Annotated in this window: 27 protein-coding genes; 23 read left to right on the forward strand and 4 right to left on the reverse strand. The window is 43.8% G+C overall.

Annotation, left to right across the window (positions count from 1 at the left end):
- Positions 1 to 13 precede the first annotated feature (13 nt).
- Positions 14 to 1,534, reverse strand: coding sequence for a Na+/H+ antiporter NhaC family protein (locus tag QFZ72_RS03075; RefSeq protein WP_307429225.1), 1,521 nt, complete (start codon positions 1,532 to 1,534; stop codon positions 14 to 16).
- 336 nt (positions 1,535 to 1,870) lie between these two features.
- On the opposite strand from QFZ72_RS03075, the gene QFZ72_RS03080 reads away from it, so the two are divergent.
- From QFZ72_RS03080 to QFZ72_RS03090, 3 genes are all read left to right on the forward strand, one after another.
- Positions 1,871 to 2,536 carry a TIGR03943 family putative permease subunit gene (locus QFZ72_RS03080; protein WP_307429229.1) on the forward strand — a complete coding sequence of 222 codons (666 nt, stop codon included), beginning with the start codon at positions 1,871 to 1,873 and terminating at the stop codon, positions 2,534 to 2,536.
- A 136-nt stretch (positions 2,537 to 2,672) separates the two neighbouring features.
- Positions 2,673 to 3,221, forward strand: a complete 549-nt coding sequence (locus tag QFZ72_RS03085; RefSeq protein ID WP_373464406.1) for an ABC transporter permease subunit — start codon at positions 2,673 to 2,675, stop codon at positions 3,219 to 3,221.
- A gap of 119 nt (positions 3,222 to 3,340) precedes the next feature.
- A complete protein-coding gene (locus QFZ72_RS03090) occupies positions 3,341 to 3,613 on the forward strand; it encodes a hypothetical protein (RefSeq protein ID WP_307429231.1) in 273 nt (90 codons plus the stop codon).
- Positions 3,614 to 3,906: 293 nt separating this feature from the next.
- On the opposite strand, the gene QFZ72_RS03095 is transcribed toward QFZ72_RS03090, so the two are convergent.
- Positions 3,907 to 4,080 carry an FAD-dependent oxidoreductase gene (locus QFZ72_RS03095; RefSeq protein ID WP_307429233.1) on the reverse strand — a complete coding sequence of 58 codons (174 nt, stop codon included), beginning with the start codon at positions 4,078 to 4,080 and terminating at the stop codon, positions 3,907 to 3,909.
- A 150-nt stretch (positions 4,081 to 4,230) separates the two neighbouring features.
- Between QFZ72_RS03095 and QFZ72_RS03100 the strand changes: the two genes are divergently transcribed.
- The 4 genes from QFZ72_RS03100 to QFZ72_RS03115 all read left to right on the forward strand — a co-directional run bounded on the left by QFZ72_RS03100 (position 4,231) and on the right by QFZ72_RS03115 (position 8,631).
- A complete protein-coding gene (locus QFZ72_RS03100) occupies positions 4,231 to 5,217 on the forward strand; it encodes a Gfo/Idh/MocA family protein (RefSeq protein ID WP_307429236.1) in 987 nt (328 codons plus the stop codon).
- A gap of 232 nt (positions 5,218 to 5,449) precedes the next feature.
- A complete protein-coding gene (locus QFZ72_RS03105; protein WP_307429239.1) occupies positions 5,450 to 6,430 on the forward strand; it encodes a hypothetical protein in 981 nt (326 codons plus the stop codon).
- Positions 6,431 to 6,551: 121 nt separating this feature from the next.
- Positions 6,552 to 7,238, forward strand: coding sequence for a response regulator transcription factor (locus QFZ72_RS03110; protein ID WP_307429242.1), 687 nt, complete (start codon positions 6,552 to 6,554; stop codon positions 7,236 to 7,238).
- Complete coding sequence (locus tag QFZ72_RS03115; protein ID WP_307439567.1) at positions 7,228 to 8,631, forward strand: sensor histidine kinase; 1,404 nt, start codon at positions 7,228 to 7,230, stop codon at positions 8,629 to 8,631. Before QFZ72_RS03110 ends, QFZ72_RS03115 begins: the two co-directional genes overlap by 11 nt.
- A gap of 132 nt (positions 8,632 to 8,763) precedes the next feature.
- Here QFZ72_RS03115 and QFZ72_RS03120 read toward each other — a convergent pair whose 3' ends face one another.
- On the reverse strand, positions 8,764 to 9,267 hold the full coding sequence (locus QFZ72_RS03120) for a hypothetical protein (RefSeq protein ID WP_307429245.1): 504 nt from the start codon (positions 9,265 to 9,267) through the stop codon (positions 8,764 to 8,766).
- Between the two features lie 539 nt (positions 9,268 to 9,806).
- Between QFZ72_RS03120 and QFZ72_RS03125 the strand changes: the two genes are divergently transcribed.
- The 12 genes from QFZ72_RS03125 (at position 9,807) to QFZ72_RS03180 (ending at position 21,137) form a co-directional block, all read left to right on the forward strand.
- On the forward strand, positions 9,807 to 10,181 hold the full coding sequence (locus tag QFZ72_RS03125; protein WP_223438632.1) for an NADH-quinone oxidoreductase subunit A: 375 nt from the start codon (positions 9,807 to 9,809) through the stop codon (positions 10,179 to 10,181).
- Positions 10,172 to 10,693, forward strand: a complete 522-nt coding sequence (locus QFZ72_RS03130; RefSeq protein ID WP_223438631.1) for a NuoB/complex I 20 kDa subunit family protein — start codon at positions 10,172 to 10,174, stop codon at positions 10,691 to 10,693. Before QFZ72_RS03125 ends, QFZ72_RS03130 begins: the two co-directional genes overlap by 10 nt.
- Positions 10,683 to 12,107, forward strand: a complete 1,425-nt coding sequence (locus tag QFZ72_RS03135; protein WP_307429250.1) for an NADH-quinone oxidoreductase subunit C — start codon at positions 10,683 to 10,685, stop codon at positions 12,105 to 12,107. Before QFZ72_RS03130 ends, QFZ72_RS03135 begins: the two co-directional genes overlap by 11 nt.
- Positions 12,108 to 12,110: 3 nt before the next feature.
- Positions 12,111 to 13,211, forward strand: a complete 1,101-nt coding sequence (locus QFZ72_RS03140) for an NADH-quinone oxidoreductase subunit D (RefSeq protein WP_252202724.1) — start codon at positions 12,111 to 12,113, stop codon at positions 13,209 to 13,211.
- Positions 13,211 to 14,215 (forward strand): NADH-quinone oxidoreductase subunit NuoH, encoded by a 1,005-nt coding sequence (gene nuoH / locus QFZ72_RS03145; protein WP_307429253.1) that lies wholly within the window; start codon positions 13,211 to 13,213, stop codon positions 14,213 to 14,215. The genes QFZ72_RS03140 and nuoH overlap by 1 nt, the downstream gene beginning before the upstream one ends.
- A 383-nt stretch (positions 14,216 to 14,598) precedes the next feature.
- On the forward strand, positions 14,599 to 15,018 hold the full coding sequence (nuoI, locus tag QFZ72_RS03150; protein WP_070875395.1) for an NADH-quinone oxidoreductase subunit NuoI: 420 nt from the start codon (positions 14,599 to 14,601) through the stop codon (positions 15,016 to 15,018).
- Between the two features lie 2 nt (positions 15,019 to 15,020).
- Complete coding sequence (locus QFZ72_RS03155) at positions 15,021 to 15,536, forward strand: NADH-quinone oxidoreductase subunit J (RefSeq protein ID WP_307439569.1); 516 nt, start codon at positions 15,021 to 15,023, stop codon at positions 15,534 to 15,536.
- Positions 15,533 to 15,847 (forward strand): NADH-quinone oxidoreductase subunit NuoK, encoded by a 315-nt coding sequence (gene nuoK, locus QFZ72_RS03160; RefSeq protein WP_252207697.1) that lies wholly within the window; start codon positions 15,533 to 15,535, stop codon positions 15,845 to 15,847. Before QFZ72_RS03155 ends, nuoK begins: the two co-directional genes overlap by 4 nt.
- Positions 15,848 to 15,877: 30 nt before the next feature.
- Positions 15,878 to 17,746: an NADH-quinone oxidoreductase subunit L gene (nuoL, locus tag QFZ72_RS03165; RefSeq protein ID WP_307429258.1), complete on the forward strand. Its 1,869-nt coding sequence runs from the start codon at positions 15,878 to 15,880 to the stop codon at positions 17,744 to 17,746.
- Entirely contained in the window at positions 17,743 to 19,260 is a 1,518-nt protein-coding gene (locus tag QFZ72_RS03170) for a complex I subunit 4 family protein (RefSeq protein ID WP_307429260.1), read from the forward strand. Before nuoL ends, QFZ72_RS03170 begins: the two co-directional genes overlap by 4 nt.
- A 6-nt stretch (positions 19,261 to 19,266) precedes the next feature.
- Positions 19,267 to 20,757: an NADH-quinone oxidoreductase subunit NuoN gene (gene nuoN, locus QFZ72_RS03175; RefSeq protein ID WP_307429263.1), complete on the forward strand. Its 1,491-nt coding sequence runs from the start codon at positions 19,267 to 19,269 to the stop codon at positions 20,755 to 20,757.
- Between the two features lie 149 nt (positions 20,758 to 20,906).
- A complete protein-coding gene (locus QFZ72_RS03180) occupies positions 20,907 to 21,137 on the forward strand; it encodes a DUF1146 family protein (protein ID WP_070875390.1) in 231 nt (76 codons plus the stop codon).
- A gap of 38 nt (positions 21,138 to 21,175) precedes the next feature.
- Here QFZ72_RS03180 and QFZ72_RS03185 read toward each other — a convergent pair whose 3' ends face one another.
- The gene (locus QFZ72_RS03185; RefSeq protein ID WP_307429267.1) at positions 21,176 to 21,307 is read right to left on the reverse strand and encodes a hypothetical protein; all 132 of its coding nucleotides are present in this window, start codon (positions 21,305 to 21,307) and stop codon (positions 21,176 to 21,178) included.
- Between the two features lie 167 nt (positions 21,308 to 21,474).
- On the opposite strand from QFZ72_RS03185, the gene QFZ72_RS03190 reads away from it, so the two are divergent.
- The 4 genes from QFZ72_RS03190 (at position 21,475) to spoIID (ending at position 25,308) form a co-directional block, all read left to right on the forward strand.
- A complete protein-coding gene (locus QFZ72_RS03190) occupies positions 21,475 to 22,215 on the forward strand; it encodes a YwmB family TATA-box binding protein (protein WP_307429269.1) in 741 nt (246 codons plus the stop codon).
- Between the two features lie 32 nt (positions 22,216 to 22,247).
- Positions 22,248 to 23,552: a UDP-N-acetylglucosamine 1-carboxyvinyltransferase gene (murA, locus tag QFZ72_RS03195; protein WP_307429272.1), complete on the forward strand. Its 1,305-nt coding sequence runs from the start codon at positions 22,248 to 22,250 to the stop codon at positions 23,550 to 23,552.
- Positions 23,553 to 23,726: 174 nt separating this feature from the next.
- A complete protein-coding gene (locus QFZ72_RS03200) occupies positions 23,727 to 24,164 on the forward strand; it encodes a VanZ family protein (protein WP_307429275.1) in 438 nt (145 codons plus the stop codon).
- A gap of 124 nt (positions 24,165 to 24,288) precedes the next feature.
- Positions 24,289 to 25,308: a stage II sporulation protein D gene (spoIID, locus tag QFZ72_RS03205; protein WP_307429277.1), complete on the forward strand. Its 1,020-nt coding sequence runs from the start codon at positions 24,289 to 24,291 to the stop codon at positions 25,306 to 25,308.
- Positions 25,309 to 25,319: the final 11 nt, after the last annotated feature.

Below are 25,319 nucleotides of genomic sequence, written 5' to 3' on the forward strand. Positions count from 1 at the left end.
GAAATCATTTCTCCTATTGAACCCCAACACTCTTTTTATTCTGCCATTTTGAAATAACGACTACTGCCGCGATCATAATAATAATCGCCGCTCCAAGGGAAAGGACGCTTGAAGTCAAACCAGCAATCAAGTAGGCAGCAAGTGCAGCAGCTCCATTTAAAAGGGCATAGGGAAGCTGTGTCTTTACGTGATCAATATGGTCGGTGCCGGCTCCAGTAGAAGATAGGATTGTCGTATCAGAGATTGGCGAACAGTGATCTCCGAAAATTCCTCCTGACAACACGGCTCCAATGCAGATATAGATTGAAGCATCAAGATGAACGGCCATCGGAATAGCAAGCGGCATCATAATGGCGAAAGTACCCCATGATGTTCCCGTAGCAAATGACATACATGCTCCACCCACAAATAGAATAATAGGAATCAAGTAGACAGGGATGTTTCCATCCATGATTTCTACTACATAGTTTGCTGTTCCTAAGTTTTTCATTACTGTACCAAGGGACCAGGCTAATACAAGAATCGCTGCGACTGTCATCATTCTTTGCATGCCTGACAAATAGATATCGAAGACTTCACTGAATTTTTTCACTTTATAGAAAACCATCATCCCAATCAATACGATAGCTGCGAATAAGTAGGCAGTTGTTAAAGCGACACGGAATGCGCTTCCTTCAATTTTTTCAAATGGGAACCCAAGAGGAATCAGCATTCCAAATAGAGTGACAAGTAATACGAGGAGCGGAACAAAGATTAAGCTTGCCTTGCTCTTTGTATTCTGCAGTTCTGTCATATTGTCGGGCTTTCTCATTGGTCTTGAGTTCGGCCAAAATAAAGCGCCTGTTTCCTGTACACGCTTTTCAGCTTTTGACATTGCCCCAAACTCCAATTTTGTTAAGGCAACAAGCGGAACCATCAATACTGCTAAAATTGGATAGAATTGAAAAGGAATCGCTTGTATGAAAGCATCCCAATCTGTTTCGGTAATTTTCAAGCTGTCATACTCTTTTTGAATCAGTCCCATGATATACACACCCCACCCGATAAATGGGATAAGAACGGCGACTGGGGAAGAGGTCGAATCAATAATCCACGCTAACTTTTCTCTTGAGATCTTTGCTTTATCAAATATCTTTTCAAATATCGGACCTACTAAGAGCGGTGTACCGAGATCTGAGAAAAAAATTATAATGCCGCCAAACCACGCAGCCAGTTGTGTTTTCGCCTTTGAATTTAAAAATCGGATGACTTTTTCTGCAAAGGCAGCGGCTCCCCCTGACTTTTCCATCAGTGCCACAAATCCTCCGATAAAAACAAGCAGTACAAGTACACCCGCATTATATCCGTCTGTTAATTGGAAAAACAAATAATCACTAATTATGGTTTTAGTTGCAGTGAGCGGCATACCCCCGGTTAAAATTAAAACTCCGGAAAAAGTTCCTATAAATAATGAAATAATAACGTTTTTTGTCACAAGTGCTGCCACAATCGCTAATAGTGGCGGAATGATTGAAACCCATCCAAGATGTTCCATCCAGCTGTCCTCCTTAAATGATAGTGAAAAACAATATATACATAATCTTGCATCAAGTTGTATTTATATGCAATACTTTTTTTGCTGTATTTCTAAAAAATTTTATTTTAAAAATGTCAGAATACCATGCATTATTGAGAATTAAAGAGTTTATTATTATAGGGAAATCACTGTTGTGAATTGCATGAAAATGCATGTGTATACAAAGAGCAGTAGTAGAAATATAAGGAAATAAGTAATTCCGTTAATGAATGACGAAACTTCCTTTCTTTTTGTTACACTGGGAGAGGGTGTTATTCAGTCCCCAGTCATTCAATGGAGTAGGAGTTAAAAATAATGAAAAAAGTTTTTATGATAACTATATCTTTATGTTTTCTGATAGTCGGAAGTATTGTATTGGTAATAAGTATGCAGCCAGAAAAAGAAGAGAGAGATCCGGAAAAACAAGCATCTCAGGAAAAAGAAGAAACATTAAAGAATGCGAAAGAGTATTTAGAAGATCCTGATGGATATATGGAAAAGTTAAATGAAAAATATGAACCTGCGCATGAAGATGATCATCACGCTGAAGATAAACCTGATGAATATTATGAGAATCAAAAAAATGATTTATTGAGTATGGATAAAATCACTCTTTCAAATGAAAATTACATCTTAATATTGGATGTTCTTGATCGATTTCCAAAAGAGTTTGAGGGAAAACAGATTGAATTGACTGGGTTTGTATTCCGAGAAAAAGATTTTTCGGAAGAGCAATTTGTTATTGCGAGAAGCGGTGATCCTTGCTGTGCGGATGAGCATGACGGATTATATGGTCTTCTTTCCACGATGGAAAATGCAAAAGATCTTCAAGATCGTCAGTGGGTTAACGTCTCAGGGGAGCTAAGTACAATTACGTATTCCGGAGCTGAGGTACCTTATCTGCTAATTAAAAAAGCAGCAAACATAAAACCTCCCGCACAGCCCTATGTCCATGAGGAAAAAGATTCCCATTCAGATTGAAGAAGAAACGTCTTTATTTTGATGCAGAATAAAAAGGCTGTATCGCTGATGACTCGTTAGCGGTGCAGCCTTTTTTAATAGTAGAATGAAACGACAGCGCAATGCGAGAATTAAGTACGGATTTGAAGTTCTCTCAATGAATTGGACACTCATTACATCTGTTGGGTTTGGTGGGCTGATCTTTACTTTCGTTTACCTGATGAACCAATACCAAGGCATTCCAATTCCGTTTATCACCGTGATTTTGCTCGCGGTCGTGTTTCACTTTATTGTCAAGAAGACCGTGTTTGGAAGACAGGTCTATGCAATTGGGGGGAACCCTGAAGCTGCGGTTCTGTCCGGGATTAACATGAAACGGAGAATTCTGCTTGTATTTGTCCTCGGAAATACACTTGCAGCCATTGCCGGCCTTGTCTTAACGGCTCGTGTAAACGCAGCGACGGTTGGAGCGGGGAACATGTATGAGCTTGATGCCATTGCAGCCTGTGTCATCGGCGGAACAAGCTTAATGGGCGGAATCGGCACCATTCCAGCCGCCATCATAGGAGCCCTTGTTATGGCAAGTCTTGATAACGGCATGAGCATCATGAATATCGATGCCTACTGGCAGCTGATTGTAAAAGGAAGCATTCTGGTCCTTGCTGTGTGGTTTGATATATACAGCCGGAATAAGAAGAAAAGGTAGCTTTTGAACACTTGCACTTTGGTGCGGCGCTTTATTCTTTAAGTTTCTATGTTTTACAAAAGAAAGAAGCGGGTAATAAAAAGTAAGCAACAAATTTTAATACGAAAGGAGCAACTTGTATGAGACAGAAAACATTAATTTCAGGAATTGCCTTATCAACAGTCGGAGTCGGAGTGACATCCTATTTATTAAAGGATAAATCAAACCGTCAAAAGGTAACAGGATTCGTTCAAAGCGCCAAAAACAAGATTCCCTACTTTGCGCGCAAAAACACAGATTCATTCCCTGTTGAAAAAGCGGGTCATCCAGATCCTCACGACGTTGAAGATAATAAAATGGTCTCAGAGGGCTCCATGTATCCCGTTCAATACTATGATGAAAAGAAGAAATAAATAGAGCAGCATTGCCTGATGGCAGTGCTGTTTTTTTGTTTGCTGAAAATCGTTTTTCGCTCCCTGCATTAAGTGCTTGCATAATACAGGCTTTTTCTTCTGATGAAATCGACTTCTTTCGATAAAATTTTAGCTGCAAGTTCAAGCCCATCTATTGCTTTTAAACACATTTTATAAAAACGGACCGCTTTCTCTTCACCTATTTTTTTGATGAATTTATGCAGCATCGTATCATTTGAAAACTGAAGGAGCCCTGTATTTGCACTTGAACTGCCGCTGCCGACAGTCCTTTTTTATACTACGATTGTATTTAAATCATATTTTGAAAGGGTGTAAGCACACAAAGCACCAGACATTCCCCCTCCAACGATGAGGACATCGCATGTTATTGTATCTTGCAGTTCAGGATATGCCTGAACATGGCTGGCTGTTTGAGACCAGTATAGAGAACCGTTATGAAGCTTCATTCGTTTTCCTCCTTAGGGTATAACAGGCAGATTCCCTCTTTTATCCAAAGAAAAAACCTCTCTAATAAAAAAATACTCCAAAAAATGAAAAGGAAATCAGGTGTTTGAAAAGGAAGCTATAAGTGTAAAAAACTTCCGGGAGGGAAAAAAATGATTTCAGTCGCAATGCTGAGCAAATGGCACGTCCATGCCGTTGATTATGAAAGAGATATACATAACAGCTCTAAATTGACCATTACGCATGTATGGGATGAGGACAAAGAAAGAGGGCAGCAGTGGGCAAATGAACTGAATGTTCCATTTGAACCTGAGCTTGAGAAGGTTCTAAGCAATCCTGCTATTGAAGGGGTGGTTGTTGACACGCCGACTAACATGCACAAGGAAGTCATCATAAAAGCAGCGCAGCATGGAAAGCATATTTTTACAGAAAAAGTACTGGCGTTAACAACAGCGGATTGCAAAGAAATCTTTGAAGCTGTCCTGAAAGCGGGAGTTTCTCTTGTGGTCTCAATGCCTAGGCTGAGCACAAACTATTACCTGTATGCGGAAAAAGCACTGAAGGATGGCTTGATTGGAGAACTCAAAATGGCAAGATGCCGTGTCGCTCATAACGGTTCAGTGCCTTCAGCGGAAAACCCTGAAGGATGGCTGCCGGCGCACTTCTACAATGCTGAGCAATGCGGCGGAGGGGCTCTCATAGATCTAGGCGCTCATCCGATCTATTTGCTCAACCGCCTCGCAGGAAAACCTAAAGAAGTATCCGCTCATTTTGATTACGTTTATTCAAAAGAAGTGGAAGACCAGGCTTCTGTCCTCATTTCCTATGAGAACAGTGTAACTGGCGTGCTCGAAACCTCGTTTGTTTCACATGGAAGCCCGTTTTATCTCGAATTATACGGAACAGAAGGATGCCTGCTGATTCAGGATGGAAAAGTGGAGCTTAGAAACGGCGAAGGTACTCATGTGATTGAACAGCTGCCAAAAGAACTTCCGATTCCAATGGAACAATGGGCGGATGCCATCCAGTCTGGAAAAACTCCATCTATTTCGAATGAGGATGCCCTGCTGTTAACGGCAGTGAACGAAGCCGCGATTCAGTCAAATACTGAAAAGCGGAGAATAACGATCAGCGTATAAAGAACGAAGGACTCTTTTTAAGGGTCCTTTGTTGATTTTGACATGTACCTGACATACTTTCATCTGATTCCTAACATCTAAAATTAGGAAAATGAAGGAGTTTGCTGCAGGGAAGAAATTCTAAAGTTTTTTTGTTTTTGACATTTGGCTGACTTATTCACCCGGTAAATTAATAGTACAAGGTTGACAGAATGTTAACCTCAGACAAAAAGAAGAGGAATGAGGATGTCATATGAAAAAATCAGTTGTAGGATTTTCATTAGCAGGCGCATTATTATTTGGAGGCTATGTCACTACATCTTTTGCAAATGAGGACGGCAGTTCAACAGAGTCATCAGGATCGGAAAAGTCAGCATTTGATTTTAAGGGTAAAGGTTTTGGACATAAAGGATTTTTCGCAGGAGATTCTGAAGAACTCCTTGCAAAGGCAAAGGAACTTGGAATCAGCACAAGCGGAAAAGATGCTGAAACGCTAATGGTTGAGATTCGTAAAGCCGAAATCCAGAAGGAAGCCAAAGAACTTGGAATTAAGACAGCGGACAAGGATATTGAAACGCTGGCTGAGGAAGTAAGATTGGCGAATCTCAAGGCAGAAGCAAAGGAACTAGGGGTAGCAACAGCTAATAAAGATGCGCAAACTCTGCATGATGACATTCATTTAGCGAAGCTTAAAAAAGAGGCTAAAGAGCTTGGCATCTCGACAGGATCCAAAGATGCAGAAACACTGCGGGATGAAATCCAAACAGCTTCATTAAATAAAAAAGCAAAGGAATTAGGCGTGTCAACAGCCGACAAGGATTTGAATACACTTCAGCAGGAAGTCTTTACTGCTTCAGTAAAAAAAGAAGCTAAAGCGCTGGGCATTTCAGTAGAAGGTAAAGAAATAAGAGAAGTTGCACAGGAAGTTTCTTCAGCAAAAGTGAAAGCAGACGCAAAAAAATGGAACATCACAATTGATGGAAAAAGCATCATGGAAATTGCGGAAGAAGTAAGAGAGAAAAAAATTAACAACCTGGCTAAGGAGCTTGGTATTTCGACGTCCGGTAAAACAACCCAAGAGCTGACCAAAGAAATTGAGAAAAAAGATGCCGAAAAGCTTGAAGAACTATTTGATGAAGATTCATTAGGCTTTGGAAAAGGCGGATTTAAACCTGATGGCGGTCCCGGACATCAAGAGGGACGCGGCGGTCATCATGGCGGCAGAGGTCATTAAGAGATCAATCACAGGCTGACGAATTCCCTGGTGAAAATCAGGGAATTTTCATCGTAAATTTACGAAAAAACCCTATTTTCCAAAAGAGCCTTTTTGTATAGTTGAGACAGGAGGGCCAACCATGAAAACCATTTTAATTATAGAAGATGAACAAACGATCTCAAGAGTGCTATCCGTATACCTGAAGCACGAGGGATACGAGGTGATTCAGGCATTTGACGGCACGGAAGGGTTAAAGCTGTTTCATCAGCATGTACCCAATCTCATTTTACTTGATGTCATGCTTCCTGAAACGGATGGGTGGAATGTTCTTCAGAGCATTCGCAAGAACAGCTCTTGTCCCGTGATCATGCTGACGGCTCTTGGCGACATTGACTACAAGCTAAAGGGATTAAATCAAGGTGCGGACGATTATATTTCCAAACCCTTCATCGGGGAAGAAGTAGTTGCAAGGGTCAATGCCGTGCTTCGGCGATCTGCCCGCGGACTTGCAACTGAAAATACAAGACAGTTTGGCAGTTTGAAAATAAATCTGGACTCACATGCTGTCACAATCAGCGATGAGAACGTTCTTTTAACCCCTAAAGACTTGAGCCTGCTGCTATTTTTAGCCGAGAGGCCGAACAGGACCTTTACGAGAGAGGACTTAATAGCAAGTGTATGGGGAATGGATTACGACGGAAGCGACCGGGCTGTGGATTTGGCGGTGAAACGCATTCGGCAGGCTTTGGCAGCGTGGCCCGTTTCTCAAGGGGAAATAAAGACATTGCGGGGATTGGGGTATCAGTTCAGTGTATATGAGAAATAAAAAACGAACAACACTGCTCAGATACTGGACGGCCCGCTATCTAATGACACTTATTGTCGGACTGATGATTCTGGGAGCGGGATCGGTGTGGTGGATTAGACAAACCGTTCTTGAGAATCGGATTCATTTAATGGAATACCTGGCAGTGGAAACAGCTGATCGGGCTGCTGAAGCGGGCGGTAATTTCGAACATGTGGAGAGAAGACTGGGTGATCGGGAACAGGTTCTTCAGATGGACAAACCGCCACGGATTTTCATTACGGATATGGAGGGAACCGCTATAAATACAGGACCTTCCCGACAGGATCCTGACAGGGAAAATAAACAGGACCATTTCCCTCTGAATCTGCCGGCTGAAGTGATTGAGGAGAAGGATGCCGTACAAAAATTCCGTTATGAAGAGGAAGAGGTATACATAGTCAAATCTCCGATTGAATTAGGGGGCAGCCAAACGGGCTGGGTGGTTGTCATGCAGAACGCCTCCGATTTAACGAATGTCGATCAAGAATATCGGCTGCTGTTTACTTTGCTTGCTGGGTTAGGTTTTCTCGGATGGGGTGTGATTTATTTTTTAACGAAAAGAATCTTAAAACCAATACAGGATGTATCTAAGGCAGCAGCACAAGTAAGAGACGGAGATTACAACATCTTGCTGGATACGGATGCAAGGGAGCTTGAGATCTATGATTTAGTTTCCTCTTTTAAAGAAATGACGAATCGCTTGATCCAGCTTGAACAACTGCGTGCCGAGTTATTGGCAGGCGTGACACATGATTTAAAAACACCGGTTACCTCAATAAGCGGACTTGTTCAGGCTGTCAGGGACGGCATCGTTACAGGTGATGAGCGTCAGGAGTTTCTCGACATCACACTAAAAGAAGTCCATAGACTGCAAACCATGATTGCTGACCTGCTGGATTTTAATTCATTAGCTGCCGGAGGATTCTCCATCCGGACAGAAACGAGCAATATGAATAAGCTCGTCAAAGATGTTGTAAGGCAGTGGCAAGTCACTCAGCATGACCACGCCTCAGTTAGGGTAAATCTGCCCGATGAGCCGGTATATACAGACACAGATCCCCTTAGATTACAGCAAATTATGATCAATCTTCTAAATAACTCTTATCAGGCTTTGGATAAAGAAGGGTCGATTACAGTCTCCCTTTCTGAAGGGAGAATTGATGTCATAGATACGGGATCTGGCATTCCGGAAGAAGAAATAGACTATGTATTTGAACGCTTCTTCCGCGGCGAAAAGAAAAAGCTCAAAGTAAGAGGTCTTGGTTTAGGCTTGCCTTTCAGCAAAATGCTTGCGAAAGCCTTGGGGGCTGACCTCATCCTTAAAGAGACCTCTGATCAGGGAACCACATTTTCAATTGTTTGGAGCAAATAAGGAAGTGAGGGAGCCATCATTTTTCATGGCTCTTTTTTCTGCCAATAAATTCAAAAATAATGAAAAATATCCATCATCTTAAATAGATTAAATATTCATAATCATATAAAATAAAAGGGACTAAACAAAAAATCAGTTTGGTCCCATTTTCTTCGCTTTTCTCTCATATCGCTTATACAATTGATGAATTTTCTGTCCGGAAGCGTCTTTTGCAGTCATATAGTGATCTTCAAAAAGGTTAGAAAAATAAGTCGCCCTGCGTCCGCACTGCAGTCCCATAACATAGGCGCCTTCAGTAAACGAATATTCTTTGACGATCCATGAAGCACCATCCAAGTGTATCGTGACGACTTCACCAAAGTAAATGCTCATGCATTCTTCCAAGTCCCCAATGGAGAGCTGAAAGTCACGAAACTTATTTTCCTGAAAAAATGAAAAGTACACTTCTTCTAGTTCAATTAAACTTTTTACAGAATAGTTTAATGTTAAGCCGAGTTCTGCATATATATCTTCTAATAGAGACAAGTTCTCTTTCCGTTGTTCATAGTAATGCACTTTGGCCAATTCTTCATTTTCAAAGACAGGCAAATTCCTGCCATAATCTGTTTCAATTTGATGATTATAAGATTCTAGCATTCTGTCACCTCGTGTCTTTTGTTCAATAGCAAGTATATCATCCTCATGACTTTAATAGAGCAGCTTACATTAAAGCTACAAAGGAGGTGGATTTTGGATATGTAAAATAAGAATGGCTCCGCCAGTAAAAGTAAAACCGGCTTTTTCTGTCGGATCTTTATCTGTCTGTCGGAGCTAAACAGGCGGTTCCGCATTTCAGATTGTCCAGCTCCACCGCCTAACTCCTCGGCCAGAACGGCTCGCCAGTAAAAGCAAAACCGGCTTTTTCTGTCGGATCCTTATCTGTCTGTCGGAGCTAAACAGGTGGTTCCGCATTTCGGATTGTCCAGCTCCACCGCCTAACTCCTCGGCCAGAACGGCTCCGCCAGTAAAAGCAAAACCGGCTTTTTCTGTCGGATCCTTATCTGTCTGTCGGAGCTAAACAGGCGGTTCCGCATTTCAGATTATATACACGAATTGGATAATGATGTTATAATGTTAGCGATTACATTTATAATATTTTGAGTATTCTACTATTTTTAACATAACGGGGGAAATGGATGGAATCACTAAACGTATATTTGAATAATTACTTAATCGTTGTCGTTTTCCTGCTCCTTGGCATTTTGCTTCCTGTTGTCGCTCTCGGAATAGGCCGGATTTTGAGGCCGAACGCACCGAGTGAGGCAAAAGCAACCACATACGAAAGCGGAATTGATCCATACCACGATTCACGCGTGCAGTTTAATGTCCGCTATTATATGTTTGGTCTCCTGTTTGTCATTTTTGACGTTGAAACCGTGTTTTTATATCCGTGGGCAGTCGCATATGAGAAGTTAGGCGTGTTTGCTCTCATTGAAATGCTCATTTTTGTCATCATGCTCGTCATCGGGCTAGTCTACGCATGGAAGAAGAAGGTGCTGAAATGGACTTAAATGTAACGAATATTCCTCAGGATGAAATGGAAGAACTGAAGCGCAGCGTCTTTTTAACAACGCTTGAAGAGCTGAAGGGCTGGGCGAGAAGCAATTCCTTGTGGCCGCTGACTTTCGGGCTTGCCTGCTGTGCAATTGAAATGATGGGTGTCGGTTCATCCCACTACGATTTGGACCGCTTCGGATCCTTTTTCCGGACATCACCCCGCCAGTCCGATGTCATGATCGTATCAGGAACAGTGACGAAAAAAATGGCTCCGGTTCTAAAGCGCCTCTACGATCAAATGCCTGAACCGAAATGGGTCATTGCCATGGGCTCTTGTGCAACAGCAGGAGGTCCTTATATAAAATCCTACGCAGTTGTAAAAGGAGTCGACCAGATTGTACCGGTTGATGTGTACATTCCTGGATGTCCTCCTAATCCTGCCGCTCTTATCTACGGAATTAACAAGCTGAAAGAAAAAATCCGTTATGAGGCGAAAACAGGGAGTGAAATAATCCATGAGCGATGAGAAAGACATCCAGCAGCTAAAACGTGAAGCCGCTCAAAAAGCAAAGGAAGCTGCCCTGAAAAAGCTGGCTGAAAAGCAGGCAAATCAAGAAAACATACCTACAGAAAGCACAGGGCTTGCAAAAGCAAAGGCCGCGGCACTTGCGAAACAAAAAGCGCAGGAAGCTAAAGCGAATGAAACGATAGATGACGCTAACCTCGCGAAGCAAAAAGCAGCAGCTGCGGCAAAAGCGAAAGCCGCCGCACTGTCAAAACAGAAAACCAAGCAAGCGGAGGGGGCCGGCAGCGAATCAGCAGATGACCTGGCACTTGCGAAACAAAAAGCAGTTGCAGCCGCAAAAGCGAAAGCCGCCGCACTGGCAAAACAGAAAGCCAAGCAAGCGGAGGGAACCGGCAGTGAATCAGCAGATGACCTGGCACTTGCGAAACAAAAAGCAGTTGCAGCCGCAAAAGCGAAAGCAGCAGCAATGGCAAAACAGAAAGCCAAGCAAGCGGAGGGAACCGGCAGCGAATCAGCAGATGACCTGGCACTTGCGAAACAAAAAGCAGTTGCAGCCGCAAAAGCGAAAGCAGCCGCACTTGTAAAACAGAAAGCGAAGCAAGCGGAGGGGGCCGGCAGCGAATCAGCAGATGACCTGGCACTTTCGAAACAAAAAGCAGTTGCAGCTGCAAAAGCAAAGGCGGCAGCCCTCGCAAAGCAAAAAGCAAAATCAGAAGGTGCCCCGGCAGATGATTTAGCCAAGCAAAAAGCAGCAGCCGTCGCAAAGGCAAAAGCCGCAGCAGCCGCGAAAGCAAAGGCTTCCCGTGAAAATCTTTCAGATGACGAATTGGCTAAAGAAAAGGCAAAGGCCATCGCAGCTGCAAAAGCAAAAGCAGCTGCTGCAGCGAAAGCCAAGAAACTTACTCCAGAAGAGCAGCCTCAACAAGAAGAACCTTCACCAAATGAGCCCACTTTAAAGAAGTATGTAAAAGTAATTGAGGAGCAGCTCGGCAAAGAGGTTTTGGAAGAATCCTATATTAATAGGCTGTCTAAAGATGCTCCGACACTTGTTGCAAAGAAAGAATCCTATTTTACCATCGCCAAGTTTTTAAAAGAACAGGAAGAATTAGCATTTGATTACGTCTCTGAACTGCATGGCACTGATTTTGAAACACATATGGAAATGTACGTTTATCTTTTTTCCTACGTCCATCGCCATACAGTTGTGCTGAAAGTAAAGCTTGACCGCGACAAGCCTGTAATTGATTCCCTTGAACCGCTTTGGAAAGGAGCGGACTGGCCTGAGCGCGAAGCATTTGATTTGCTTGGCATTCATTTTACCGGCCACCCGAACCTGACAAGAATTATGATGCCGGATGATTGGGTCGGCCATCCTCTTCGCAAAGATTATGAACCCTATGATGTGGAGGTGTAGCTTTTGATACGGACAGAAGAAATGCTCCTGAATGTCGGACCGCAGCATCCTAGCACACATGGCGTGTTCCGGCTTGTGATCAAGATTGACGGAGAAATCATTAAAGAAGCTACACCGGTTATCGGCTATTTACATAGAGGCACCGAAAAGCTTGCAGAAAACCTTCAATACACACAAATCATTCCTTATACAGACCGTATGGATTATCTTTCTGCCATGACGAACAATTATGTCATCTGTCATGCTGTGGAAACGATGACAGGCATTCAGGTTCCGGAGCGTGGCGAGTATTTAAGGGTGATTGCGATGGAGCTTGGAAGAGTTGCAAGCCACCTCGTCTGGTGGGGCACCTATTTGCTTGATATTGGAGCAGTAAGTCCATTTTTATATGCCTTCCGCGAGCGGGAAATGATTATTAATTTGCTGACGGAGCTTTCAGGAGCGAGGCTTACCTTCAATTACATGAGGGTCGGCGGCGTAAAGTGGGATGCGCCTGAGGGCTGGATTGAAAAGGTTGCAGATTTCATTCCTTATATGAGAGAGCAGCTGAAGGGCTATCATGATCTCGTGTCAGGAAATGAAATCTTCTTAAATCGTGTAAAAGGGGTCGGCATTTACACAAAAGAAGAGGCGCTTGCCTACTCTTTAAGCGGGGCAAATCTGCGCTGTACAGGCGTGAAATGGGACCTTCGAAAGGATGAACCATACTCAATTTACGACCGATTTGATTTTGACGTGCCAGTTCGGACAAAAGGTGATGCTTTCGCACGTTATGAATGCCGAATGGAAGAGATTGAGGAATCCTTGAAAATACTAGAGCAGGCTGTTGAACAATTCCCGGCTGAGGGACCAATTATCGCAAAAGTGCCGAAAATCATTAAAGCACCAAAAGGAGAGGCGTATGTACGGATTGAATCTCCACGAGGTGAAATCGGCTGCTACATTGCAAGTGAAGGAAAAAAAGAGCCATACCGTCTGAAGTTCAGGCGTCCTTCCTTTTACAATCTTCAGATCCTGCCAAAGCTTTTGGAAGGAGAAAACATGGCAAACCTCATTACCATTCTCGGGGCCATTGACATTGTCCTTGGGGAGGTGGACGGATAATGGTGGAAGGCTTGCTTCAATCATCGCCGGGCATAGGCAACTTTGCGATATTCTTTGGGCTTGCAACAGCTTTTCTGTTCGTCGTCCTTGGTTTCGTCACCTACGGGATTCTTGCAGAGCGCAAAGTTATGGGATTTATGCAGGGACGGATCGGCCCTAACCAGGTAGGGGGCAAATGGGGTCTGCTGCAGACAGTGGCAGATGTTTTAAAGCTTCTGTTAAAAGAAGACACGATTCCGAAGCTTGCTGACAGGCCGCTGTTTATTCTTGCTCCTGTCATCGCTTTTGCTCCGGCGTTTATCGTTCTATCAACGATTCCGTTTACTGACGCATTCCAGTTTGCAGATTTAGGTGTCGGCCTGCTTTTTTACATCGCCATATCGGGTTTAACGACGATTGGCATTGTAACAGGAGGCTGGGCTTCGAATAACAAATACTCTCTGCTCGGCGGGATGCGCGCAGCGGCGCAAATGATTTCCTATGAAATCCCGCTTGTCATGTCGGTCATCGGGGTTGTCCTGTTATCCGGGAGCCTGAACTTAAATACGATTGTAGACGCACAAGAGGACGTCTGGTTTATTTTTCTCCAGCCGATCGGGTTTCTCATTTTCCTAATTGCATCGGTGGCAGAGTTAAACAGGACCCCGTTTGACTTGCCTGAAGCAGAATCAGAGCTTGTTGCCGGTTATCATGTCGAGTACTCCGGCTTCCGCTGGGCATTTTTCATGCTGTCGGAATATGTGTATTTTTTCGCAATGGCTTCCTTAACAACCGTTTTATTTTTAGGCGGCTGGCATCCAGTTGCATTTCTTGATTTCATCCCTGGCGCAATCTGGTTCGGCCTCAAATTCAGTGTGGTCATCTTCACACTCATCTGGTTCCGAGTCACATTCCCGCGGATCCGCGCTGATCAGCTGATGGAATTCGGATGGAAAGTGCTGCTCCCGGTCGCACTCGCGAATATTTTCATAACGGCGATTGTGAAGGAGATTTTCTTTAAGTAGGAAACGGCTGGAAAATAGAAAGTGAATTCGCCAGTTCGGCAAATAAATCAAGGATTTTGGCTAGTAAAAGAGGCATTCCGGCAAGTATTTAGGCAAAATTGGCGAGTAAACTGTGAAATCTTAGCCAAACCCTAATTCAGAGTGAATCTTAAAGATAAAAACCCAATACCGTCTTCGATAATTATCCGCTGATTTAGGAGATCACTGGAAAAAAGAAAGTAAATTCAACAATCTGGCAAGTAAATCCCGAATTTTGGCTAGTAAAAGAAGCATTCTGGACAGTATTCAGCCTTAATCGGCAAGTAAAAGCAGGAAACACCCGCCGCAGCCCGGCCTAAAGCCGGCACACCGGCAGGATCCTCACAAAATCAAGGGGTGAGAGCATGCGAGGCTTAGCAAAAGGTTTAACGTATACCCTGAACAACTTGACGAAGAAAAAAGTGACGTATGATTACCCGAACGATGCACTGGCGCTGCCTGACAGGTTCCGGGGCATTCAGAAGTTTTATCCGGAAAAGTGCATTGTCTGCAATCAGTGTGCGAATATCTGTCCGACGGATTGCATCGAGCTGACAGGCAAGAAGCATCCGGATCCGGCGAAAAAAGGGAAAATCATTGATACGTATGATATCAACTTTGAAATTTGCATCTTGTGCGATCTCTGTACAGAGGTTTGCCCGACAGAGGCAATCGTTATGACGAATAACTTTGAGCTTGCGGAGTACAGCCGCGATCAGCTTTTTAAAAATCTCGAGTGGCTGGATGAAAATGATGAGAACATCAGGGAGGAGAATAAGGTGTGAGTATAACCGGAGAGTATGTAGCCTTTGTCGGACTCGCAATGGTGGCAATCGGGGGCGGCATTCTCATGCTGAATGTGACAAAAGTGGTTCATATGGTCGTATCGCTGGTGTTTACGTTCGTGAGTATTGCCGGTTTATATGTTCTTCTCTCCGCCGAATTTGTCGCAGCTGTCCAAATCTTAATCTACTCGGGTGCAATTACGATCATCATGCTGTTTGGCATTATGCTCACGCGTCATGAGGACGAGGAGCAATCCACAGCGGGCAACGGAAGAAAGCTCATTACACTTCTTGGTATCGCTGCGTTTGCGCTCGTTATGTATCTTGGAATCTATGATCTCAAGCTCGGTGAGCCGACTGCCAATCTGCATGTGAAAAATACGGAGCAAATCGGAATCTCCCTTTATTCACATTTTGTCATTCCATTTGAGCTTACATCCGTTCTATTGCTTGTCGCACTGGTTGGGGCCATCATACTGGCGAAAAAAGACGAGAAGAAGGAGGAGGACAAAAAATGAGCTCGATTCCATTATCCGCCTTTCTTGTTCTTGCGCTGATTCTGTTTTGCATCGGTCTGTACGGAGCCCTTACGAAACGTAATACGGTCATCGTGCTTATTTCGATCGAGCTTATGCTGAATGCTGCCAACATTAATCTGGTTGCCTTCAGCAAATACGGCGTTGTTCCGGATATTACCGGACAGGTTTTTTCTCTTTTTACGATCACGATCGCAGCAGCAGAGGCAGCTGTTGGACTTGCCATCCTATTTGCCCTGTACCGCAACCGGAGATCTGTCAATATTGACGACTATCATTCTATGAAGCACTAAAACCTCTAAACAAGAAGGGGATGGAATACAATGATGCCATATGCCTGGATGATCCCGCTGTTCCCGCTTGTCTCATTCCTCGTGCTGCTCCTGTTCGGCAAACGTCTGAGGGAGAGCAGCGCCTATGTCGGTAGCACTCTTATGCTTTTCGCATTTGCGGGCTCACTCGCTGTATTGTTCGAGCGGTTTACACAGCCAACCTTTAAAGCGGAAACCGTGTGGCTCACAATTGGCGATTTTGAGCTGACAGCGGGCTTTGAAATCAATCAATTAAATGCCTTAATGCTTGTGATCGTTTCGCTTGTAAGCTTGGCTGTACATATTTATTCAAAAGGATATATGAATGGAGACGAACGCTTTCCTGTTTTTTATGCGTATCTCGGTTTATTTACCTTCAGCATGCTCGGACTTGTTATGACGACAAACCTGCTTCAGCTCTATATCTTCTGGGAACTCGTCGGAGTCGGATCATTCTTATTGATCGGTTTCTATTTTTATAAAGAAGAAGCAAAAGCAGCTGCAAAAAAAGCCTTTATCATGACCAGAATCGGGGATGTCGGTCTGTTCATCGGCATGCTCCTGCTCTTTTGGCAGGCTGGCAGCTTCGAATATGACCAGATCTTTGCAAGCGTCGCAGATGGCAAGGTGCCGCTTGATTTGATTACCCTGATCAGTCTTTTAATCTTTATCGGGGCGATTGGAAAATCAGGTCAGTTTCCGCTCCATTCCTGGCTTCCGGATGCGATGGAAGGTCCGACGCCTGTTTCTGCCCTTATTCATGCGGCGACAATGGTAGCGGCCGGTGTTTATTTAGTAGCCCTCATGTATCCGCTATTTGCCGCAAGTGAAACGGCCCTCCTGGTTGTCGCAACAATTGGAGCCTTCACGGCTATTTTTGCTGCAAGCATCGGACTTGTGCAAAAAGATATCAAACGCGTGCTTGCGTATTCTACTGTCAGTCAGCTTGGCTACATGATGCTTGCGCTTGGTTCCGCAGGCTATGTCGCGGGTGTTTTTCATTTAATGACACATGCCTTTTTTAAAGCCCTGCTGTTTCTCGCTGCGGGCAGTGTGATTCATGCTGTTCATACACAAAACATTGATGAGATGGGCGGCTTGTTGAAAAAGCTGAAGTTCACGGGACCGCTGTTTCTGATCGGGACGCTTGCTATAAGCGGAGTCCCGCTCTTCTCAGGATTTTTCAGTAAAGATGAAATCCTGATTACAGCGTGGACACATGGAAATCCTGTCCTTTTCTGGCTGGCACTCATTGCCGCCTTCTTCACAGCCTTTTATATGTTCCGGCTCTTCTTTCTCGTTTTCACCGGACGAGCGAAAACAGAGCTTTCAGGTGTAAAAGAATCCTCGGCCAATATGCTGATTCCAATGAGTATCCTTGCCGTGCTCGCCATTTTCTCAGGCTACAGCAACACTCCCTGGTTCGGCACATTTCTTGGAGACTGGCTGACGGAAGGTTCGCCGCAGCTTGGGCACGGACACATTGAAGGACCAATATGGATTATGTTCGCAGCAACCGCTGTCTCTCTGCTTGGCATCTTGCTTGCTTACATGATGTACAGTAAACAATCCATCTCTCCTGAAAAAATAAGATCGCGGGTGCCAATGATTCATTCAGTGCTTAAAAACAAATATTTCATTGATGAACTCTATGGAATGACGATCGTCTGGCTCACGAACACAATCAGCGTCTTCTGCAAGTACCTCGAAAAATTCCTGGTTGAGGGTGCTGTAAAAGGAGTGGCAGGGATTGTCCGGTCAGCAGGAGCCTTGGGATCGAAAATGCAGAACGGGCAGGTACAGATGTATGGAACCGTTGCCTTTGTCGGACTCGCTATTTTACTTGTTCTATATGCAGTGACAGGGGGGGGCTTCTTATGACATCCATTCTGCTTACGGCCCTTGTTTTCTCGCCTATACTTGGAATCATCGTTCTTGCTTTTATGAAAAAAGATCAGGAAACATCGTTAAAACTTGTCGGGTTTCTGGCGACCTTGCCTTCCGTCCTTTTATCTGGAATCGTGTTTGCACAATATCAGATAGGCAATGATCTCGCGCGATTTGCCGAGAAACACGAATGGCTTGCGTTTGGACAATACCATGACATGCAGCCTGGCGTGTTTACAGTTGATTATGAGCTTGCGCTGGACGGCTTTTCGCTGATTATGGTTCTGCTCACATCGATTCTTGCGGCTCTCGCTGCAGCGGCCTCTGTTTCCATTAAGAAGGACTGGAAAAGCTATTTTATGCTGCTGCTCCTTCTTGAAGTCGGCATGCTCGGTGTCTTCATGGCCCAGAATTTAATTCTTTTCTTCATCTTTTTTGAAATTACGCTGATTCCGATGTTCTTCCTTATTGGAAAATGGGGCTTCATGGCCCGTGAAAAAGCAGCGTATCAATTTTTGCTTTATAACGGATTTGGGTCGGCAATCTTGCTGATTGTGATCATCCTGCTCTTTTCAAAAACAGGGACAACAAATATTGCCCTGCTGAGCCAAATGCTGAATACGCCTGATGTTCAGCTGATCGGGGCAATCTCAGAGGATTTTAAGCTTGGATTGCTGATTGCCCTAATTGTTGCATTTGGAGTAAAGCTTCCAATTTTTCCGCTGCATACGTGGATGCTGAGAGTGCATGTTCAGGCTCCGCCGCCCATTGTCATGCTTCATTCAGGAATTCTTCTGAAAATAGGGGCATTCGGTTTGATTAAATTCGGTCTTGGCTTATTCCCGGATGAATTTTCAAAACTAAGCACCATTTTAATCGTGCTTGGGCTTGTGAATCTGCTGTATGGGGCCTTTCTGGCGCTCATTCAAAATGAATTCAGAATGGTGCTTGCCTATTCGAGTATTTCACATATGGGCATCGTGCTCATCGGACTTGGTGCACTAAATGAAGCTGGTATACAGGGTGCGATCTTTCAGGTCGTTTCACACGGACTAATTTCTGCGCTTCTGTTCTTCTTAGTGGGAGTGTTAATTGAACGAACTCAAACAACTCAATTGGATCAGCTTTCAGGCTTATCGAAAGCTATGCCGCTTGCTGCAGGCTTTTTATTGGCTGGCGCAATGGCTTCACTTGGATTGCCGGGAATGTCCGGTTTTATCAGTGAACTGACGGCGTTCATGGGGGTCTTCGATCAGCATCCGGAGCTTGGGGCAATCGGGGCAATCGGCATCATTTTAACCGCTGCTTATCTTTTGAGAGCTGTGCTTTCGATCACCTTTGGAACCGAAAAAAAATCAGAGCATGTGCATGTTGATATGAAGTGGTATGAGATTATCCCGGTCATCGTGCTGCTGTTTTTCATTATTTTGATTGGCGTCTATCCGAATGGACTTTCCATTCCATTGCAGCTGACAATTGAGACCATCATGAAAGGGATAGGAGGGTGATGAACAATGGATATGGAAACCTTGCTCAGCTATAAATGGAGTGTCATGACACCGGAGTTCATCATTCTCGGGACGGCACTGCTGCTGTCTATTATTGATCTTTTTATGGATAATGGAAAAAACCGTAAATGGCTCGGATGGATAGGTTTCGCCGGTATTGCGGCCGCCGTAATAAGTCTTGCTTTTATGATCGGCGCAAAGGACGCAGTCATTCTTTATGACACCTTTGTACTGGATTCCTTTGCAAAAGCGTTCAAATTCATTTTACTTCTTGGAGCAGCAATTATTTTCCTGCTGGCAATCGATTATGAACCTCAGGAAGGCTTGAAGGAACGGGGAGAATTCTATTACTTGCTGCTTGCTGCACTTCTAGGAGCCATGATGATGGCATCAAGCCGGGATTTAATCACCTTATTTGTCGGGCTTGAGCTGCTGTCCATTTCTTCTTATATACTTGCTGGCTTACGCAAAAAAAATCTGCAATCAAATGAATCAGCCCTGAAATATGTGATTAACGGCGGGATCTCAACGGCCATTACGTTATTCGGGATGAGCTATATCTACGGTCTGACTGGCACAACAAGCCTGACAGAAATGATTCCGCAGCTGAATGCCTTGACAGAATCAGGCTATCTCTATATCGCAGGAATTTCTTTCCTGCTCATTTTTGTCGGTTTATCCTTTAAGATCGCAACGGTTCCTTTTCACATGTGGGCACCGGATGTATACGAAGGGGCACCGACACCTGTCACAGCTTTTCTGAGTGCCGTTTCAAAAACAGCCGGGTTTATTATCATCCTGAGATTATGTCTGTCTGTCTTTGGCAACATTCCGGAAGAAGACGGCATGGAGTCGATACTGGTGATCTATCAAGGCTTTATTGCCATCTTAGCTGCGATTACGATGATTGTCGGCAATACAGTCGCCCTGAGGCAGAAAAACATCAAACGCCTGCTTGCCTATTCGTCCATTGCACATGCTGGATATGTGCTTGTCGGTTTCGTAACCTTCGGCGGATACTTTTACTTTGACGCCATCTGGTTCTATTTATTATCGTACGTCATCATGAATCTCGGCGCTTTTGCGATAGTCCAGGCAGTCGGAAGAAAAACAGGTTCAGAGGATGTCTCAGCCTTTGCCGGTCTGTATCACCGTTCACCGCTTGCGGCAATCGCCGTCGCCATCTTTTTCTTATCGCTTGCAGGATTCCCTGGTACGGCAGGCTTTATCGGGAAAATAACCATCTTCATGAATGCATTTACCAACAGCACGCCGCAGATCGTTCTTGCATCCATCATGATTGCGACAACCGTTGTCTCGTACTTTTATTACTTCGGCATTCTCACACAGGTCTTTTTCAGGAAAAAAGAAACCGAGGAGCCATTTAAATGGAGTGCGCCGCTTCTGATCGTGACGGTCATCTGTATGATTGCAACCGTGCTGCTTGGAATTTTCCCAGGTGCGGCCTTTGATTTTCTAAACTTAAATATTTCATAAATTTGCCACTAATCTTTACAAAAAAAACATCAAAGTGCCAGCAGAATTTTATATAATGGAAGAGGTGTAAAAGCCTCTTCTTTTTTTGTTTTCGTAAAAAGTGCTATGCTTGCTATAAGAATAGCTACATATAGGAGTTGTTAAAACCTATGCTTGATTTTAATCAGCAAGCATTACTTGGCCTTTTGTCACATCTTGTATTCATTCCGGTTACATGGTGGGCACTGCAGGCGCTGCATATTGAAAAAGCCATGAAAAAAGGAAAAGTCATGCAAGCGCGTGCGCTGCTGATCCTGCTTACGATCGCCATCTCAGGCGCTGTAAGCAACTTTTTTCTTGATTATTTAATATGGTCCCGCCAGCTGCCTTTTTTATTTTAACGAACTTTTCAGTCAGCAAAAGGCATCAGCTTTTTAAATTAAAGGAAGTTATAAATTGTTTTTGCGCATTGATGTAGATCTGCAGCGCCCAGATCCTCGACCAGAGCGGCTGCGCCAAAAAAGTCAAACCCTGCCTTTTTTGTCGGATCCTTATCTGTCTGATCGGGCATTGGCGATTCCGCTTTTCTTATTAACGTTTAACTAATAATGAACAGGGGAATATGACCTGCAGATTACCACAGGACAGCTTGAGAATTGTCTAACAATGACGACTTTTTCCACGTATACGCCCCTCTCAAACGGTAACAATGTTACTAAGGAGAGGACGTGGGTTACGATGAAAAAAGTCAGTCTGGCAATTATTATCTTTTTATTATTTCTTACAGGTGCGGTTGTTGCACAAGCTATTGGGTCTGACAAGAAGGAAGCTGAACTTGGAACCATTGTAGAAGGCATGGAAGCACAGGGAATTGATGTTAAAAAGTGGTCTTTATTTTCAAAGGAAATGATTTCAGAAGAGAATCAGTCTTTTGAAGAATTAACGAAACTTTTACAAACTCAGTTTCGTCATTATAAGTGGTCGAATGAAAGTGTGGATGGCAAGCTACATAAAGCATCGGGAATCTTTTTTAACAAGAAGATGGGATTTACAGAAAAGCTTCAAATTCAGTCAACCGACACAAACGGACAAAAACAATCGTATATCTTGTATGAGCTCAGCGGGGAAGGTTCAGGGAAAAATTGGATTCAGCTACATGAGTATGCGCAGGCTCGTAGCTTCGACATTTTTCATGAAAATCCTACAATTTTCACTTGTGTAAATGGACAGCTTGATGATAAGATGAGTAGTGTTTTGCAATTGAAGGTAAATGGTTTGCTTAAACAATTTAACGCGGTGCCAGTTGAACAGCTTAAAGAAGATTCGTTCATATCTGTGTCCGCACGTACGTCAGATTGGGATCACCTGATTCCAACAGATGAAGGCAGCATGAATATTCAAATTGCGCTCAGAGGCGCAGGATTGGGCAGTAATACTAGCGTAACAGTAGGAACACCAATCATAACGTCTGAATATTAATATATAGAAATTGGGACGCGGAGGGGAAGACCTTGGAAAAAATCATCGTCCGCGGCGGTCGTAAGTTAAACGGTACTGTTAAAGTAGAAGGTGCTAAAAATGCCGTTTTACCAGTAATCGCTGCATCTTTATTAGCCAGTGAACAAAAAAGCATAATTTGTGATGTGCCTACGCTCTCCGATGTGTATACAATCAATGAAGTGCTGCGCCATTTAGGTGCAGAAGTACACTTTGAAAATAACCAAGTGTTTGTAGATGCATCTAAAGAGCTAAATATGGAAGCTCCTTTCGAATATGTACGCAAAATGCGTGCTTCTGTTTTAGTTATGGGTCCATTACTTGCCAGAAATGGCCGTGCACGTGTGGCATTGCCAGGCGGCTGTGCGATTGGATCACGTCCAATTGATCAACATTTAAAAGGCTTCGAAGCAATGGGAGCTACCATTAAGGTTGGGAACGGATTTATCGACGCTGAAGTCTCTGGAAGACTTCGCGGGGCAAAAATCTACTTGGATTTCCCAAGCGTTGGAGCAACTGAAAATATTATTATGGCTGCGGCTCTTGCAGAAGGCACAACTGTCCTTGAGAACGTAGCAAAAGAACCGGAAATCGTTGACCTTGCCAATTACATTAATGCAATGGGCGGCAAAGTGCGCGGAGCCGGAACTGGCACGATTCGCATTGAAGGTGTAGAAACACTTAAAGGCGTTAAGCATCATATCATTCCTGACCGCATTGAAGCTGGAACTTTCATGGTTGCAGCAGCTATTACAGGCGGAAATGTATTGGTTCGCGGAGCTGTGCCGGAACACTTAACTTCTTTGATCGCGAAAATGGAAGAAATGGGTGTTCAGATTTCTGAAGAAGAAGATGGACTTCGTGTCATCGGACCAGAAAAATTGAAATCCATTGACATCAAAACAATGCCGCATCCAGGTTTCCCGACAGATATGCAATCTCAAATGATGGCATTGCTGTTGAAAGCTGAAGGAACTTCTATGATCACGGAAACTGTTTTCGAAAACCGTTTCATGCACGTGGAAGAATTCCGCCGCATGAATGGGGATATTAAAATTGAGGGCCGTTCTGTTATCATTAATGGTCCAGTTAATATGCAAGGTGCAGAAGTGGCAGCAACAGACTTGCGCGCTGGTGCAGCACTTGTTCTTGCAGGTTTAGTTGCAGACGGCTACACACGTGTAACTGAGCTTAAGCACGTTGACCGCGGATACGTTGACTTCCACGGCAAACTTGCTGCAATCGGTGCTGACATCGAACGCATCACTGAAGAAACCACGATTAAATCCGAGCAGGCTGTAAGCGACATGAACGCTTAAACATACGTACATCTAAAGAAGTTGGAGTCCTCGGATTCCAGCTTCTTTTTATATTGTCCAAAAGAAAAATACTTTATTAGTGTTGCTGTTTCTACTATGATTTATACATCAGATATCATGTTTTTGCATAAAATACCCAGCAATTGACGACGATGAATGCGAAGGAGGGTTTTCATGAAATTCTTAACGGCATTATTTTTGATTATCGCATTTTCATTGTTCTCGTTTACGAGTGATTTACTGTCTTTGCTGACGGGAGATTATATCGGTCTCACCATTCGGAGAGACCCCGATTTTTCCGACTTGTTTCTCTATCATGATATAGCCCTGCACAGTAAGTTTTATGTTGTCACAAAAATTGGACACGCCTTTTTCTTTTTCTTTTTTACGCTTATCATGACTTATATGTACCGGATGCGTACAGCGATTTTATGGGCAGTATTTCTCGCTGTATCCTCAGAAATCCTTCAGCTATTTGCTATGCGCAGCGGCAGGATTGTGGATATGATCTACGACCTGACAGGGGCATTAGCAGGAATCATTTTAATAAAAATCATTTTAGCTTATTCAAAACACGTGCAAATTGTCGAAGGAAATCGGCGGAATATGTAGAAATAGACAGTGGAAGCAAAAGGGAATACTTCAGATTTAAGAGTTTTTCAGTCATAAATGGTTGTCCACCTCCATAGTATTGAGTAGAGACGGTAAACGACATATCGGATATGGAGGCTCCTAGATGAAATCTTTGAAACCAATACTTTTAGTTCTTGCCGGATTATTTCTCATCATATTAATGATCCCGACATTGTTAGTCGCACCTTTTATGAACCAGGCCAAAGGTGAACTATCAGAAGACCTTCAAGCCAAAAAGGATGAACAAATCATGCTTGCCAAATCAATTATTGATGTACCGGTCTATCGCAGCGGTTCGGAAAAAATCGAGAACATTCCATTAGAAGAATACGTCATTGGTGTCGTTGCCTCAGAAATGCCTGCAGATTTTGAAGACGAAGCGCTGAAAGCCCAGGCACTGGCAGCCCGGACTTATATTGTAAAGCAATTAATGAGCGAAAAAACGATAAGTGTTCCAACAGGTGCAGTCGTCAGTGACACGACAGCTCATCAGGTTTTCAAAAGTGATGCAGAGCTGAAAAGGCAATGGGGCAAGGATTATGATTGGAAAATCAAAAAGGTGTACAATGCAGTCGCAACTACACAAGGACAAATCTTAACATATGAAAACAAACCGATCGAAGCCTCCTTTTTCTCAACCAGCAACGGATACACCGAAAACTCCGAAGACTATTGGCCAGCATCCCTGCCTTATTTAAAGAGCGTGGAAAGTCCATGGGACGAAAAATCACCGAAATACTATGACCAAATCGCCATCAAAGTGAGCGATTTCGAGAAAAAACTTGGTGTGAAACTCGATTCAGACGGTGAAGTAGGGAAAGTCATTGAACGTACCTCAGGCAAACGAGTAGCTCAAGTCGACATCAACGGGAAAAAACTGAAAGGCCGAGAAATCCGTGAAAAGCTAGGCCTCCGCTCAAGCGACTTCACATGGCAGCTTAAAGGTGATCAAGTCCTCATCACCACAAAAGGCTTTGGCCACGGCGTCGGCATGAGCCAATACGGAGCCAATTTCATGGCGCAGGACGGAAAAAAATACAAAGACATTGTCAGCCACTACTACCAGGGAGCACAAGTGGCGAATGTTGAGCCGTTTGTGACGCAGTTTACGGCTCGAAATTAAGAGGGGAGCGC

The organism is Bacillus sp. V2I10 (genome assembly GCF_030817055.1).
Lineage (GTDB): Bacteria > Bacillota > Bacilli > Bacillales > Bacillaceae > Bacillus_P.

What these genes read in the sequence shown, in the direction of transcription:
- QFZ72_RS03075 (WP_307429225.1), bottom strand. Translation starts at nt 1,534, where the DNA reads ATGGAACATCTTGGATGGGTTTCAATCATTCCGCCACTATTAGCGATT.
- QFZ72_RS03080 (WP_307429229.1), top strand. Translation starts at nt 1,871, where the DNA reads ATGAAAAAAGTTTTTATGATAACTATATCTTTATGTTTTCTGATAGTC.
- QFZ72_RS03085 (WP_373464406.1), top strand. Translation starts at nt 2,673, where the DNA reads ATGAATTGGACACTCATTACATCTGTTGGGTTTGGTGGGCTGATCTTT.
- QFZ72_RS03090 (WP_307429231.1), top strand. Translation starts at nt 3,341, where the DNA reads ATGAGACAGAAAACATTAATTTCAGGAATTGCCTTATCAACAGTCGGA.
- QFZ72_RS03095 (WP_307429233.1), bottom strand. Translation starts at nt 4,080, where the DNA reads ATGAAGCTTCATAACGGTTCTCTATACTGGTCTCAAACAGCCAGCCAT.
- QFZ72_RS03100 (WP_307429236.1), top strand. Translation starts at nt 4,231, where the DNA reads ATGATTTCAGTCGCAATGCTGAGCAAATGGCACGTCCATGCCGTTGAT.
- QFZ72_RS03105 (WP_307429239.1), top strand. Translation starts at nt 5,450, where the DNA reads ATGAAAAAATCAGTTGTAGGATTTTCATTAGCAGGCGCATTATTATTT.
- QFZ72_RS03110 (WP_307429242.1), top strand. Translation starts at nt 6,552, where the DNA reads ATGAAAACCATTTTAATTATAGAAGATGAACAAACGATCTCAAGAGTG.
- QFZ72_RS03115 (WP_307439567.1), top strand. Translation starts at nt 7,228, where the DNA reads ATGAGAAATAAAAAACGAACAACACTGCTCAGATACTGGACGGCCCGC.
- QFZ72_RS03120 (WP_307429245.1), bottom strand. Translation starts at nt 9,267, where the DNA reads ATGCTAGAATCTTATAATCATCAAATTGAAACAGATTATGGCAGGAAT.
- QFZ72_RS03125 (WP_223438632.1), top strand. Translation starts at nt 9,807, where the DNA reads ATGGAATCACTAAACGTATATTTGAATAATTACTTAATCGTTGTCGTT.
- QFZ72_RS03130 (WP_223438631.1), top strand. Translation starts at nt 10,172, where the DNA reads ATGGACTTAAATGTAACGAATATTCCTCAGGATGAAATGGAAGAACTG.
- QFZ72_RS03135 (WP_307429250.1), top strand. Translation starts at nt 10,683, where the DNA reads ATGAGCGATGAGAAAGACATCCAGCAGCTAAAACGTGAAGCCGCTCAA.
- nuoH (WP_307429253.1), top strand. Translation starts at nt 13,211, where the DNA reads ATGGTGGAAGGCTTGCTTCAATCATCGCCGGGCATAGGCAACTTTGCG.
- nuoI (WP_070875395.1), top strand. Translation starts at nt 14,599, where the DNA reads ATGCGAGGCTTAGCAAAAGGTTTAACGTATACCCTGAACAACTTGACG.
- nuoK (WP_252207697.1), top strand. Translation starts at nt 15,533, where the DNA reads ATGAGCTCGATTCCATTATCCGCCTTTCTTGTTCTTGCGCTGATTCTG.
- nuoL (WP_307429258.1), top strand. Translation starts at nt 15,878, where the DNA reads ATGATGCCATATGCCTGGATGATCCCGCTGTTCCCGCTTGTCTCATTC.
- QFZ72_RS03170 (WP_307429260.1), top strand. Translation starts at nt 17,743, where the DNA reads ATGACATCCATTCTGCTTACGGCCCTTGTTTTCTCGCCTATACTTGGA.
- nuoN (WP_307429263.1), top strand. Translation starts at nt 19,267, where the DNA reads ATGGATATGGAAACCTTGCTCAGCTATAAATGGAGTGTCATGACACCG.
- QFZ72_RS03180 (WP_070875390.1), top strand. Translation starts at nt 20,907, where the DNA reads ATGCTTGATTTTAATCAGCAAGCATTACTTGGCCTTTTGTCACATCTT.
- QFZ72_RS03185 (WP_307429267.1), bottom strand. Translation starts at nt 21,307, where the DNA reads ATGCCCGATCAGACAGATAAGGATCCGACAAAAAAGGCAGGGTTTGAC.
- QFZ72_RS03190 (WP_307429269.1), top strand. Translation starts at nt 21,475, where the DNA reads ATGAAAAAAGTCAGTCTGGCAATTATTATCTTTTTATTATTTCTTACA.
- QFZ72_RS03200 (WP_307429275.1), top strand. Translation starts at nt 23,727, where the DNA reads ATGAAATTCTTAACGGCATTATTTTTGATTATCGCATTTTCATTGTTC.
- spoIID (WP_307429277.1), top strand. Translation starts at nt 24,289, where the DNA reads ATGAAATCTTTGAAACCAATACTTTTAGTTCTTGCCGGATTATTTCTC.